At 59.2% G+C, this 12,631-nt stretch carries 15 protein-coding genes; 7 read left to right on the top strand and 8 right to left on the bottom strand.

From position 1 onward, the window contains the following. Position 1 precedes the first annotated feature (1 nt). Positions 2 to 472 carry a GNAT family N-acetyltransferase gene (locus PFZ56_RS22740; RefSeq protein ID WP_170004001.1) on the bottom strand — a complete coding sequence of 157 codons (471 nt, stop codon included), beginning with the start codon at positions 470 to 472 and terminating at the stop codon, positions 2 to 4. Positions 473 to 646: 174 nt separating this feature from the next. On the opposite strand from PFZ56_RS22740, the gene PFZ56_RS22735 reads away from it, so the two are divergent. Together PFZ56_RS22735 and PFZ56_RS22730 are read left to right on the top strand one after the other, a co-directional pair. Then, a complete protein-coding gene (locus tag PFZ56_RS22735) occupies positions 647 to 787 on the top strand; it encodes a hypothetical protein (RefSeq protein ID WP_003083582.1) in 141 nt (46 codons plus the stop codon). A gap of 694 nt (positions 788 to 1,481) precedes the next feature. Next, positions 1,482 to 2,213, top strand: a complete 732-nt coding sequence (locus tag PFZ56_RS22730; protein ID WP_170003999.1) for a transporter substrate-binding domain-containing protein — start codon at positions 1,482 to 1,484, stop codon at positions 2,211 to 2,213. 132 nt (positions 2,214 to 2,345) lie between these two features. Here PFZ56_RS22730 and mddA read toward each other — a convergent pair whose 3' ends face one another. After that, positions 2,346 to 3,119 carry a methanethiol S-methyltransferase gene (mddA, locus tag PFZ56_RS22725; RefSeq protein WP_170003997.1) on the bottom strand — a complete coding sequence of 258 codons (774 nt, stop codon included), beginning with the start codon at positions 3,117 to 3,119 and terminating at the stop codon, positions 2,346 to 2,348. A gap of 112 nt (positions 3,120 to 3,231) precedes the next feature. After that, positions 3,232 to 4,167 carry a hypothetical protein gene (locus PFZ56_RS22720; RefSeq protein ID WP_170003995.1) on the bottom strand — a complete coding sequence of 312 codons (936 nt, stop codon included), beginning with the start codon at positions 4,165 to 4,167 and terminating at the stop codon, positions 3,232 to 3,234. Positions 4,168 to 4,370: 203 nt separating this feature from the next. Between PFZ56_RS22720 and PFZ56_RS22715 the strand changes: the two genes are divergently transcribed. The 4 genes from PFZ56_RS22715 to PFZ56_RS22700 all read left to right on the top strand — a co-directional run bounded on the left by PFZ56_RS22715 (position 4,371) and on the right by PFZ56_RS22700 (position 6,409). After that, positions 4,371 to 4,970, top strand: a complete 600-nt coding sequence (locus PFZ56_RS22715) for an N-acetyltransferase (RefSeq protein ID WP_170003993.1) — start codon at positions 4,371 to 4,373, stop codon at positions 4,968 to 4,970. Positions 4,971 to 5,166: 196 nt separating this feature from the next. Further along, the gene (locus tag PFZ56_RS22710; RefSeq protein ID WP_102882596.1) at positions 5,167 to 5,559 is read left to right on the top strand and encodes an MliC family protein; all 393 of its coding nucleotides are present in this window, start codon (positions 5,167 to 5,169) and stop codon (positions 5,557 to 5,559) included. A 226-nt stretch (positions 5,560 to 5,785) separates the two neighbouring features. Next, positions 5,786 to 5,944 (top strand): hypothetical protein, encoded by a 159-nt coding sequence (locus PFZ56_RS22705; RefSeq protein WP_162884058.1) that lies wholly within the window; start codon positions 5,786 to 5,788, stop codon positions 5,942 to 5,944. Between the two features lie 144 nt (positions 5,945 to 6,088). Continuing rightward, on the top strand, positions 6,089 to 6,409 hold the full coding sequence (locus tag PFZ56_RS22700; RefSeq protein ID WP_102863244.1) for a YbjQ family protein: 321 nt from the start codon (positions 6,089 to 6,091) through the stop codon (positions 6,407 to 6,409). A 34-nt stretch (positions 6,410 to 6,443) separates the two neighbouring features. On the opposite strand, the gene PFZ56_RS22695 is transcribed toward PFZ56_RS22700, so the two are convergent. Then, positions 6,444 to 6,836, bottom strand: coding sequence for a VOC family protein (locus tag PFZ56_RS22695; RefSeq protein ID WP_102882597.1), 393 nt, complete (start codon positions 6,834 to 6,836; stop codon positions 6,444 to 6,446). A gap of 88 nt (positions 6,837 to 6,924) precedes the next feature. After that, positions 6,925 to 8,565, bottom strand: a complete 1,641-nt coding sequence (locus PFZ56_RS22690; RefSeq protein WP_170003991.1) for an ABC-F family ATP-binding cassette domain-containing protein — start codon at positions 8,563 to 8,565, stop codon at positions 6,925 to 6,927. Between the two features lie 404 nt (positions 8,566 to 8,969). Here PFZ56_RS22690 and PFZ56_RS22685 point away from each other — a divergent pair, with 404 nt between their 5' ends. Beyond that, positions 8,970 to 9,725 carry a carbonic anhydrase gene (locus PFZ56_RS22685; RefSeq protein WP_170003989.1) on the top strand — a complete coding sequence of 252 codons (756 nt, stop codon included), beginning with the start codon at positions 8,970 to 8,972 and terminating at the stop codon, positions 9,723 to 9,725. A 195-nt stretch (positions 9,726 to 9,920) separates the two neighbouring features. On the opposite strand, the gene modC is transcribed toward PFZ56_RS22685, so the two are convergent. From modC to modA, 3 genes are read right to left on the bottom strand one after another with little or no spacing between them, the layout of a single operon-like run. Continuing rightward, positions 9,921 to 11,003 (bottom strand): molybdenum ABC transporter ATP-binding protein, encoded by a 1,083-nt coding sequence (gene modC, locus PFZ56_RS22680; RefSeq protein ID WP_102882598.1) that lies wholly within the window; start codon positions 11,001 to 11,003, stop codon positions 9,921 to 9,923. Between the two features lie 4 nt (positions 11,004 to 11,007). Further along, complete coding sequence (gene modB / locus PFZ56_RS22675) at positions 11,008 to 11,688, bottom strand: molybdate ABC transporter permease subunit (RefSeq protein WP_102863247.1); 681 nt, start codon at positions 11,686 to 11,688, stop codon at positions 11,008 to 11,010. Next, complete coding sequence (gene modA, locus PFZ56_RS22670; RefSeq protein ID WP_262379800.1) at positions 11,689 to 12,456, bottom strand: molybdate ABC transporter substrate-binding protein; 768 nt, start codon at positions 12,454 to 12,456, stop codon at positions 11,689 to 11,691. It lies immediately after the preceding gene. Positions 12,457 to 12,631 lie beyond the last annotated feature (175 nt).

Raw genomic sequence — 12,631 nt, 5'->3', positions numbered from 1 at the left:
ATTAATCAAAGCGACTCGGCTTCTCTATTTTGTAGAGCAGGTACTCTTGAGTGCGATCAGTGAGTTGTCTGATGGCGCGATGGGAGAGGCGCCCGCCGATTTTTTCCATGGCGCGTTGAGAGCGAACGTTCTGGCTGTCAACGTGAAACCAAACAGTGTCCACCCATTGAAATGCATGGGGCAGCATTAAATGTTTCAACTCTCTATTGGTTTCGCCTCCCCAACGATCACGAGCCAGGAAGGTGTACCCGATCGTCACTTCTCGTTTCTTCTCATCGAATTCGTAATAGCGAGAGGAGCCGATCACTTGGTTATGGCTGCGATCGATAACGATAAGCGCGCCTTTTGAAGCAAGTGCCTCGTTAAACCAATGGTGAAAAACGGACTCCTGATAGCGCGTTGGACAAGGTCTTAGCCTATCCGATAGGAATGATGACTTCGGATCCGCTTCGCCTCTGGCGCGACAATACACCGCACTGGCGCAACCGACGTGACTGGTCTTTTCTGTTTCGGGTCCTTTGGCGTGCTCGCGGACCGATCTGGCGGTAGGTGCGTGAGGGACGGGTGTTTGAGCCTTCAGCGGGTAATGGCCTGGCTACAGGGGCGAACACGGATAGTTATCATTGTTTCGATCAAGGAGATCACATTGAAAAGGAAAATGTTGGCGGCTTCGCTGCTGTTGTGGATGTTCTCACTGACGGCGCAGGCGGATTGCGCCGTACTGGGGCCTGGGGAAGATCCCTGTGCGGGACCGGTTCTAGGGCCTACGGTTTGCGAATGTCCCTGATATTGGCTTGTGCCCTCGACAGGGGGGGCATGGATTGCTCGTCTACTGACCAGGAGGTTACAAATGAAGAAAGTCATGTTGGCTGTACTGCTGCTTTGTGGTTTTTCCCTGACTGCCCAGGCCGCGTGCCCGGTATTTGGCCCATCCAAGGACCCGTGCAGTGGCCCGGTGTTTGGTCCGTCTACCTGTGAATGCCCTTAGGCAGGTCATCTGGCAGGTCCGGTTGAATCCGGACCTGCTTTCTGAAGCTGGTACTGTCCACTCCCGAGCAGGCTTTTAAGCGGCTCCCTTAGAACCCGCCCTGAGCGGGTTCTTTATTGCCTTGAGAAAACATCGGCAGGCGCTCCAACCGAGCGCGGTAGACGGTATGTGGTGTTGACTGCACTTAAACGGAGAGTTTCTGATTAAATGAGGCTGATTTTTTCAGGAGGTTCTTTTGTTATGGAAAATGTGTTCCGGCAGCCATTGTTCGTAGTTGGCATGACCTTGCTTGCTGTAGGGATGGGAACCTCGAACCCCGGTTTTTGGATACCCGGGAGCGTCTTTATGATTATCGGTTGGTCGCAACGGCAGAAGGATTGAGGTGGCTGCTGTGTGAGTGCGTTGACAGTTACGCGCTAGTCAGAGCTCATCAGGTAGTTGTATCGGCTAAATCGGTCCTGCTTTTCACAGAACCTCATTCACGGAGCAAAACATGAGTGCTATCAACCGCGCGGTCCTGGACGACCTGGCACCGCAAGGCGTGCTGCGGGCCGCGATTAACTTTGGCAACCCAGTCCTGGCGCAAAAAGGTAGCGATGGTTCGCCACAAGGTGTGTCGGTCGCTTTGGCAGAAGCTCTGGCTGAAGAGCTTGGCGTAAGTTTGCAGTGCGCCACTTTCGATGCTGCCGGCAAGGTCTTTGCGGCGCTGGAGGAGGGCGTCTGGGATGTCGCTTTTCTGGCTATCGAGCCGGTGCGTGAGGAGCAGATCGCCTTCAGCGAGCCATACGTCATCATTGAGGGCACCTATCTGGTGGCGGCGGATTCACCTTTCCAGGCGGTCGAGGATCTCGACCAGCCAGGCCTGCGTTTGGCAGTGGGCAAAGGCGCGGCCTATGACCTGTTTCTGTCTCGTACGTTGAAACATGCTCAACTTGAACGGGCGGAAACCTCGGCGGGTGCGGTCGATCTTTATCTTCACCAGCATCTGGATGCGGCGGCCGGCGTGCGCCAACCCCTGGAGCAGATGGCGGCCAACACTGCGGGTTATCGTGTACTGGAGGGTGCGTTTACGGCTATTCGTCAGGCCATGGCAGTGCCGCGGCAGCGGGAAGCAGGCGCGACCTATGTCAGGGACTTCATCAAGCGCAAGAAGGCCGAAGGATTCGTCAAGGCCGCATTGGCCCGGAGCGGGCAGGCCGATGTGACTGTCGCGCCTCTTCAATAGCGGCGTATTGGTCATATCAGATCCATGTCGACGGCAGGTGCGTTTCTCTTGCAGGACCTGTGGGGGAGGGGAGTGACTGTTGGAGACGTCCTCCCAATCAGGATTTCAAGAGCGTTCAACCTTCTTCGCAACTCAGGGCTTTTTGCGTGAAGGCAGCAGCATGCCAACCTGCTGTTGATAAGCCAGGTACTGCTTGCCAAAGACTCTGGCCATGTCTTTCTCTTCGAGATGGGTTCCCACGAATATGTAAGCGGTGCAGGTCAGTGCGAACACGAGGTGTCCGATAGTCATCTCAGGCGTTGCCCAGAAGGCTATGAGAAAACCCAGATACATGGGGTGGCGAACAACTTTGTAGAGACAGGGCGCAATGAAGTTCAGGGGCTCGGGCTGAGTTTTGTAGAAACCACGGAAAGCCTGTTTCAAACCAAACAACTCCAAATGACTGATCAGAAACGTCGTCAGTAATGCGAGTCCCCATCCCGCCCAGTACAAGCCGTTCAACAACGCCCTGAGCACCTCGGACTGAGCGCTCCATACCTTGGCCGGGATGGGTTGCCACAGGATGAACAAGAGGATCAGCATCAGGCTGCTGCATAGAACATAAGTCGCTCGCTCTATGGGGGCGGGAATGAGCCTGGTTATTTTTTTCTTGAAGCCTTCGCGGGCCATGACGCTGTGCTGGACCGCGAACAGGGTGATAAGGGCGATATCTATAACTGTTGCAACCAGCCCATGGCGATATACCCCTGAGTCAATGTTTTTTGGTACCAACAACGAACCGAGAAAACCAATCAAGTAGAGGAAGGTCAGGAGAAAAATCACGTAGCTGCAGAGGCTGTAGAGCAGATAAAGCAGGTTTTTGGCAGTGTTTCCGGTTGTTTTTTTCAATTTGTAGTCCGCGTTCATGAACGATTCCTTTCGGTCATGGCGGAGACTGCAAACTTGCGCCCAGAGTGGAAACTCAATTAATCGACGCTTAAACCTAGCACTGATTGTCGCTTGCTGTTCCTTGGCTGTTTCAGCGTTGTCCCGGATCCGGCTGCACTAGATGCCGCCAGGGAAATACTTGCCGGGTAAAATGCTTTACGTAGCCGCCGCCAGTGGCTTGGATCACCATGAACTGCAATGCAGGGCGCAGGTGTTTCAGGCTCTCGAGCTGTTCCAGGCTCAGGCAGGTGTTGCGCAGGCGCAGCACGCTCAAAGGGTCGCAGGCAGCACTGGCGAATAGTTGTTCATAGTCGGCGAAGGAGGTGACGGACTGTTCTTCGCGCTGATCCGTCCAGTTGTTCTGCAGCGCGCTGGATTCGGTGAAGTCCAGGTTGCTCAGCCGCGGCAGATTGTCCGAGCCGGCCAGGTTGGCAATGAAGTGCTGGGTGTCCCAATGGCCGCCAATGCGCAGGTGGGTAAGGTGCGGTAGATGGACCTGGAAGAAGCTCGAGTCGGGGGCATTGGGCAGGGTCAATTCGCTCAGATGCGGCGCCTTGGCGACAAAACGGGCGATTTCTCCTGCTTCCTCCATCAGCATGCCGGCTTTCTGGATCAGCGAGGCATTGTGATCCTGGGGCTCGCTGGGGCGAACCGACAGCGACCTGAGAATGGGAAAGTTCACGTCGCTGTCCAACAAGGGCGTGAACTCCCATTCGCGGGTGCCGTTTGCCCCTTGGTCCGGGCCGGAAAAGGCCAGGGAACTTAGGGTGTCGGCCACTGCCTGGTCGGCGAGGCATTCCAGGGTCCAGGCAAAGGGCTCATCCCACAGCTCGCCATGAAACTCCAGATGCAGGCCACCACGTATCGGTGCCAGGGCCAGGTAGTTGTAATCGCTGACCCACAGCGGCCCCGTCAGGTCTTCTGGGTGGTCGTCGCGCTCGCTTGCCTGGTCCCGTGTGAAGTCATGGATGCGTTGCTGCAGGGCCAGCAAACGCTGGTAGCCCGGCGAAGACAGAGGGGTGGACATGGTTGGAATCCGCTGCTGGGTGGGGCCGGGCTGAGCCGCTGGCGAGGGGCGTCGATGATAAGTCCTGGCGCCTGCCTGAGTCTTGGTCTGGCAGAGTGCCTTACACATTTTTTCAACAAATTAGCCATGCCCCCGATTGCACAGGGAACGCTAGGATTGCCTTTTCATGCTCGGGTCTTGTGGCCCTTTCGGAGCGTTACCCCATGCAACAAGGACCATTGCCTCATTCATCCACCGGACTGGTGGCCAGGGAAATCACCCTGTTGGATGTCGAGCGGTTGCAGGCGTTCTTCGTTGAGAATCCGGACTACTTCCACATTGTTCACGGCTGTGCACCGCAGCCGGACGAAGCCCGCGATGAAATCGATGACCGCTTGCCAGAGGGCTGGTCCTTCACTCGCAAGTGGAAGATCGGTTACTTCGAAGGGACAGGTGCCCTGGTGGCCATGGTCAGTATCGTCAGCGATCTGCTGGCGCCCGGGGTCTGGCACGTGGGTCTGTTCATGGTGGCCAGTTCGCTGCGGGGCCGGGGCATTGCCCGGCAGCTGCATCGCGAGCTTGAAGATTGGGCGGCCGAGCAGGGCGCGCGCTGGCTGCGCCTGAGCGTGGTGTTCGCGAACGTGCGGGCCGAGGGCTTCTGGAGAGCCTGTGGCTATGTTGAGGCTCGTACCCGCGATGGGATCGAGCTAGGCCAGTTACGGCACCGGGTGCGCATCATGATCAAGCCGCTGTCCTTGGATTCTCTTGAGGACTACCTGACCCTGATGCCCCGCGATCGGGTCGAGCCCCCGGTGTCAGTCTGAGAAAAAACGCTTGGAAATAGTGCGCTCTGTGCCGGGTGGGGCAGGGCGTCAATATCCGAGGCTGCGAGCGCCAGTCCAGCACATGAGCAACCGCGTCCTGGAACGGTTCGCAGCGCAGGGTGAAGCCTCTCGGGCATGAACTAAAATCGCTGTCACCAGTCCCATGGGGCATCTTTGACCAATCGGGGGAAATACCGTGAAAACTCGTCTCGCAACGCTCTGCGCCGCAGCTCTGGCTTCGGCCCTGCCGATTTTGACCGAGGCTGCCCAGGCGCAGGCGCCTGCCCCTGAGCCGACCTATCAGAGCCAAGTGGCGCGCTATCAGTGCGAGGGTAATGTCCGCATCGATGCGGCCTACCTGAATATCGACAATGGCACCTCGTTTGCCACGCTCTACTACAAGGACCAATTGATTCCCATGCACATTGCTCGCTCGGCTTCCGGCGCGCTGTATGTGGCAGACGACGAACAGAACAGCTTTCGCTGGCACACCAAGGGCAAGCTGGGCGTGTTGTCGTTCCTGGAGGCCGATCACACCGCCAAGGAGCAGCAACTGCTCAAGGACTGCCAGGAGATCGATCCGCAGTAACAGCTCCCTCGCAGAGGGGCTTGAGGCAAAAAAAGCCCGCGCGAGCGCGCGGGCGAACTGTAGTTGCTTGAATGAGCGAAGCAACTATACACAGACGGAGTTAGCGTCTGGGTGAAAGAAGTTTCATCTTGCTCAGGGTGTGTTTTGTCGGCAAAAACGAGCCGTTGCCGGATCTGTTCTAACCTGAAATGGCGAGTTAAAAATCCCTTCAGGAAGAGAGGTGGGCATGGCAACACAACAGCAACGCCCTTATGAGCAGGAGCGCAGTGACGAGGCGGCGCAGTACCAGGTCGAACACAAGGAGCCGCCACCGCAAACCTGGAAACACCCGGACGATGGCAAGAGCCTGTCGGAACTGGACGAAGAACGTCCCTTGAAGCCCTGATCCCAAGCCCCGCTCCAGAGCGGGGCTGTTGTGTGTGGCGACGCCATTGTTGCCCATGACCGACCCTCACCGTCGCTCTGATACCATCGCCAGCCTTAATGTCCCGGGAATTCGGGACGGAATGTCTGTTCAAGGGAGAAATACATGATTGTCACCACCACCGCCCATATCGAAGGTCGGGAAATTGCCGCGTATCTGGATATCGTCAGTGCTGAATCCGTCCAGGGTATCAACGTGGTCCGCGATCTCTTTGCCGGCATGCGCGACTTCTTTGGTGGTCGCTCTCAGACCTTGGAGCGCGCCTTGAAGGAGGCGCGGATCCAGGCCACCAGTGAAATCAAGGAACGGGCCCGTCAGTTCAACGCCGACGCAGTGGTCGGCGTGGATTTCGAGATCAGCATGCCTTCAGGGCGTGGCGGCATGGTGGTGGTGTTTGCCACCGGGACCGCCGTCAAGCTCAAGTAACGTTCTGCCCGACTTCCTCCCGCACTCCTTGTACTCAAGCACCCACTGGGGTGCAGAGCTCCACCAGGGTGCCATCCGGACAACGCACGTAGGACACCGTCTGCCCCCAGGGTTTGCTGCTGGGGGCCGCAAGTTCCTGGGCGCCCTGTTCCAGGGCTCGGGCATGGGCTGCATGGACGTCGTCGGTCACCAGTCCCAGTTCCATGCCCAGGGGGTGCGGCGAGGAATGGGCGGCGACGTGGCCGGCCTTGAAGTTCAGTTCTGCCAGGTCGTGATCGGCGAAGGCCAGGGTGGTGCTACCGGTTTCCAGTTCGCCATAGGTGCCGGACTCATGGAGAAACCGCCGCTTGATGCCGAAGGCCTGCTCAAAGAAGACCAGGGAATCTTCGACCTTGGGCACATAGATGATGGTGTAGCCGAACTGCATGGCGTGACGCTCCTTGTCTATGGATAAGAGGACGTGAACCTAGCATGGGCACGCGCCTGTCCGCGGTTTTTTGCGGTAAGGCACTGTGTTATTGGCGACGCTCCAGTAACTCCCAGCCCCGTGGGGACCATTGCAGCTCATGGGTCGGTGCCAGGGCCTGGAGGAAGTCCTGATCGTGGGACGCCACTACCAGTGCCCCGGGGTAGTCCCGCAGGGCTTGTTCAAAGGCCTGTACCGATTCCAGGTCCAGGTGATTGGTTGGCTCGTCGAGCAGCAGCAAGCGCGCCGGGCTGCCCCCCCACAATGCCAGCGCCAACGCCGCTTTCAGTCGCTCTCCGCCGCTCAACAGGGCGCAGGGTTGCTGCACCCGCCGAGCATCCAGTTGCAGGCGTGCCAGGCAGGTGCGCAAGGCACTTTCCTCCAGTGGTGTAGCGGCCTTGGCCAGTTGCTCCAGCAATGAGGTGCCGGGGGCCAGTTGCAGCAGGTGCTGGTCCAAATAGGCGCTGTTCACCATCACCCGGCAGTCGCCGCTCAGGGGTTGCAATTGACCGGCGAGCATCTTCAGCAATGTGGATTTACCACAACCGTTGGGGCCGACCAGGGCAATGCGCGCCGGTCCGCTGATGTTGCAGGTGAGATAGGACGCCGGCGACCGGCGGTCCAGCCAGGGCAATTGCGCCTGCTGCAGGTTGAGCACTGGCTGGCCTGCCTGCAGGGTGGTATCGGGCAGGGTCAGCAGGGTCGGTTGTTGCGCGGCAACCCGGGCATAGGCACTGCGTACTTGCTCATCAAGGGCGCTCTTGTGCCCCTGATGGCTGTGACGCACCTGGCCCATGATGTCCCGGGCGGCGCCCAGTATCTTGGCTCGCTCGAAGCTGGAGATGTTGGCGGTCTTGGCGTATTTACGCGATGTAGCGGCGTGGCGCTGGATGGTGTCGTGCTCGCGTTGCAGACGCTTGTGTTCACGGCTGCGCTGGGTGCGGGCGTGTTCCAGTGCCGCCTGGGCGGCATCGTCATGGGCCTGACGCTGAGCCTGGTACAGCGCGTAGTTGCCGCCGTAGACCTGGGCTCCCTGGGGACTGAGCTCAACGATGCGTCGTACCTGCATCAGCAGCTGGCGGTCATGGCTGACCAGGATCAAGCCGCCGCGCCAGTGGCGCAGTTGCTCCATCAGCCAGCGGCGTCCGGCACGGTCCAGGTGGTTGCTGGGCTCGTCGAGCAACAGCAGGTCGGCGTCGCTGAGCAGAGCACCGACCAGCACCACTCGGGCCAGTTGCCCGCCGCTCAGGTTCGCTGCCGGATGATCCGGTTCCAGGTGTTGCAAGCCGGCCTCATCCAGAGCCTGACGCAGGCGCTCGGCCAGGTCCCAGCGGTCATCCACCCGCAGCAGGTCCTCCGGGTCGGCGTTACCGGCTGCCAGGCGCTGCAGGGCCCGCAGGGTTTCAGCGACGCCTGCGACTTGGGCCACCGTCTGCTGCGGAGCAGGCAGCGGGTCCTGGGGGACATAGGCGAGGCTGGCGGCGCAATTGAGGCTGCCGGAAGAGGGCTGCAGTTCTCCGGCGATCAGGCGCAGCAACAGGGATTTACCCATGCCATTACGCCCGACTATGGCCGTGGGCAGGCGATCGAAGCTGAGGGTCAGGGCATCGAGCAAGGTTTCGCCATTGGCGAATTGATAAGTCAGCTGGTTCAGTGAGACCAGCGCAGGCAGCCGGGTGACGTGAGTCATCAGCACCTCCGGAAAATGTGTTAGCAGGCCAATGAGCACTTGCAGGGCTCATTGCGAAGACATTTTGGGAAGGCTTAGTTGTTCACGTCGGCAATCGTCCAGGGACGGGAAAGAAGGTGCGTAGCCTAACCGCGGAATTATCTGGCTGACAAGCCCGCTGATTCGCCGACGGGAACTTTCATATGGATTGCGCCGTTTGCTCCAGGTCCCGCAGAAGGCTCCTCAGCCCAGGAGCGAGACTGGGAATTATCAATGTGAAAGTTTTTTTATTCTTTGTTGTTATTGTTTTAATTGCAGTTTTTTGATCTTTGGGTTGTTCGGGTTTTGTTGGGTTGACTAAGTTTGAGGTGCGAACTTTAATTCAGATGGTGGATCTCCGGAATTTATTGTTCGAGGTAACTGACATGCAAAACAACGTTACTAATAATTGTGAAGAATGCTCATCCAGTAGTAGACGTACGGTGTTGAAAAAAGCGCTGGGTTTGACTGCTGCCAGTATTGTCGCAGGGGCGGGGCTGGGTATATCAAGTTTTTCCTATGCCGCGTCCTTGAGCAAGGAAGAGCGCGATAACATGACGCCGGATCAAGTCATTGCCGGTATGAAGGAAGGCAACCTGCGCTTTCGCAACGGAAAAATGGATCAACACGACTATCTGGCACAGAAAAGAGCCAGTGCGAGTGGGCAGTTTCCGGCGGCGGTGATCCTCAGTTGCATTGATTCACGGGCGCCGGCGGAGATCGTTCTGGATGCTGGGATTGGCGATACCTTCAATGCCCGTATCGCCGGGAATGTCGCCAACAGTGACCTGATTGGCAGTCTGGAGTTCGCCTGTGCGGCCGCCGGGGCCAAAGTCATTCTGGTGATGGGGCATACCGCATGTGGCGCCATCAAAGGTGCTATCGACAATGTCGAACTGGGTAGCCTGACCGGGCTGTTGAACAAGATCAAACCGGCCGTCGGTGCAACTAAGTACGCTGGAGAGCGCAGCAGTAAGAACGATGAGTTTGTGGATGCAGTGGCCAAGACCAACGTGCAGAACACCATCAATGAAATTCGCCAGGAAAGTTCCATACTGAGCCAGTTGGAAAAAGAAGGGAAAATAAAAATAGTCGGTGCCATGTATCACTTGAACGGCGGAGTGGTTGAATTTACTACCTGAACTATTTCCCTCTGAAACAGTGTTGTCATTTGTCGTAGTTGCTCGATGGGTCGAGACTCCCGGGCAACTACGATGAAGTAATCGAACTCGTTCTAGTGTCATGACCTCTTTTTTATACCCAGGCGCGTTTCAACGTGAAGCTCAGGCGATCGGTGCCGGTTCGGCGCGCATGCCAGAGGGCTGGCTTGCCCGGTGTCATGCCAGTACCGCCACCGCCTTGATCTGCGCCCAGAGTTGTTGGCCGGGGTGCAGGTCGAGCTGATCCCGGGAGTAGCGGGTGATGCGGGCCAGCAGCGGGGTGCCGGCCGCGTCCAGGCGTACCAGGACGTGGGCGGCGTTATCTGCGGGAATCTCGTCGCTGACGGTCACCGGCAGGCGATTGAGAATGCTGCTGTGTTCGCTGGCCTGCAGGCTCAGGCTGACGTCCCGGGCCTGGACCTTGAAGCGCAGGGATTTGCCCAGCGCCAGAGGCTGGTGGGCCACGCGCACCTGTAATTGACTGTCGGGCAGTTGCAGGGTCAGCAGTTGGTAGGTCGCGTCATAGTCGCTGACCCGGCCTTCCACCACGACCCCGGCGTCATCCCCCAGAGCCAGGGGCAGATCCAGTCGTGCCAGGGTTTGCCCGATGGGACCGCTGGCCAGGGCGCGGCCGTCGCTGAGCAGCACGATATGGTCGGCCAGCCGCGCCACTTCATCCTGGGAGTGGCTGACGTACAGCACCGGGATATCCAGCTCGTCGTGCAGCCGTTCCAGATAGGGCAGGATTTCACCTTTGCGTTTCGAGTCCAGGGCCGCCAGGGGTTCGTCCATCAGCAGCAGCCGTGGGCTGGTGAGCAGGGCTCGAGCGATGCCGATGCGCTGGCGTTCGCCGCCCGAGAGGTTCTGCGGGTGGCGCTGGAGCAGGTGGCCGATGCCCAGCAACTCGGTGGCCTGGGCCATGTCCACCCGGCGCTGCTGCCGGGGAATGCGGCGCAGGCCGAACTCCAGGTTGGCCTGGACCGACAGGTGGGGAAACAGGCTGGCCTCCTGGAATACATAACCCAAGGAGCGCTTGTGGGGCGGGACGAACAGCTTGCGCTGGCTGTCCTGCCAGATTTCGTCGTTGATCTGGATCCGCCCGCGTCCGGCCTTTTCCAGGCCGGCAATGCAGCGCAGGCAAGTGGTCTTGCCCGAGCCCGAATGGCCATAGAGCGCGGTGACGCCGCGCCCCGGCAGTTGCAGGTCGAGGTCCAGGGCAAAGTCGTGGTAGTCCAGGTTCAGCTTGACGTGAATGCTCATCGACTCAGCTCCAGCCAGCACGGGTCTTGCGGCTTGAGTACAGCGCCAGCAGCACCAGGAACGAGAACACCAGCATGGCTCCGGCCAGCCAGTGGGCCTGGGCGTATTCCATGGCCTCGACGTGATCGTAGATCTGCACCGAGACCACCCGGGTCTTGTCAGGGATGTTGCCGCCGATCATCAGCACCACGCCGAACTCGCCGACGGTGTGGGCAAAGCCGAGAATCGAGGCGGTGATGAAGCCCGGCCGGGCCAGGGGCAGGATCACCGAGAAGAAAGTGTCCCAGGGATTGGCGCGCAGGGTGGCGGCCACTTCCAGAGGGCGGCTGCCAATGGCAGAAAAGGCGTTTTGCAGCGGTTGCACCACAAAGGGCATGGAATAGATCACCGAGCCCAGCACCAGGCCGCTGAAACTGAAGGTCAGGGTGCCCAGCCCCAGGGACTGGGTGAACTGGCCGAAGAAGCCGTTGGGCCCGAGGGCCAGTAGCAGATAGAAACCTATCACCGTAGGTGGCAATACCAGGGGCAGTGCCACCACGGCGCCGATCGGCCCGCGTAACCAGGAGCGGGTGCGCGACAGCCACAACGCAATCGGAGTACCGATGACCAGCAGGATGAGGGTCGTCAGGGACGCCAGTTTAAGGGTCAGCCAGATGGCGGAAAAATCGGCACTCGAAAGGCTCATTTACAGTTGATAACCGTAGGATTTGATGACGGCGGCGGCTTTGGGCCCCTTGAGGTAGTCAACCAGCGCCTTGGCGGCCGGGTTGTCCTTGCCCTTGTTGAGGATCACCGCATCCTGCTTGATTGGATCATGCATCTGGGCCGGGACTATCCAGGCTGAGCCGCTGGTGACTTTGCCGTCTTTATAGATCTGCGACAAGGCGACAAAACCCAGTTCGGCGTTGCCGGTGGAGACGAACTGATAGGCCTGGGTGATGTTCTGGCCCTCGACGACCTTGGCCTTGACCTTGTCGGTCAGGCCCAGCTTGGCCAGCACCTGGGTCGCGGCCAGGCCGTAAGGTGCCGCCTTGGGGTTGGCAATGGACAGGTGCTGGTACTGATTGTCCTTGAGTACCTGGCCTTGGCTGTCGACGTAGCCGTTCTTGGCCGACCACAGGGCCAGGGTGCCGATGGCGTAGGTGAAGCGCGAGCCCTTGACGATGTCGCCCTCGCTTTCGAGTTTCTGCGGGGTGCTGTCGTCGGCAGAGAGGAAGACCTCGAAAGGCGCGCCGTTCTTGATCTGGGCGTAGAACTGCCCGGTGGCACCGTAGGCGGCCACCAGCTTGTGGCCCGTGTCTTTTTCGAAGTCGGCGGCGATGGCCTGGATCGGTGCGGTGAAGTTGGCAGCGACCGCCACCTGGACTTCAGCGGCCTGGGCCGAGCCGAAGGCGAAGAGGGCGAGCAGGCTAGCGAGGCAAGTCGGGGCAAAACCTGAAGCACGAAGGTTCATCGAACAGCTCCATTGGAGAGAAGGGCGCGTTGGGCAGCGAATGCTCGGAGGGAATCTGCACCCGGGGCAGCGAGTGTCGCTGTATAGCGAAATATATAGCGAATTCTCGATGAGCGGAACTGTGCCGCAGGCCTCGCTGGCAAAGGGCTGCAACCGGCACATTAACCGGTGCGGC

It is taken from the genome of Pseudomonas danubii (assembly GCF_042980055.1).
Lineage (GTDB): Bacteria > Pseudomonadota > Gammaproteobacteria > Pseudomonadales > Pseudomonadaceae > Aquipseudomonas > Aquipseudomonas danubii.
Note: the sequence above shows the minus strand (reverse complement) of the source record. Positions and strands in the feature narration are given on the sequence as shown.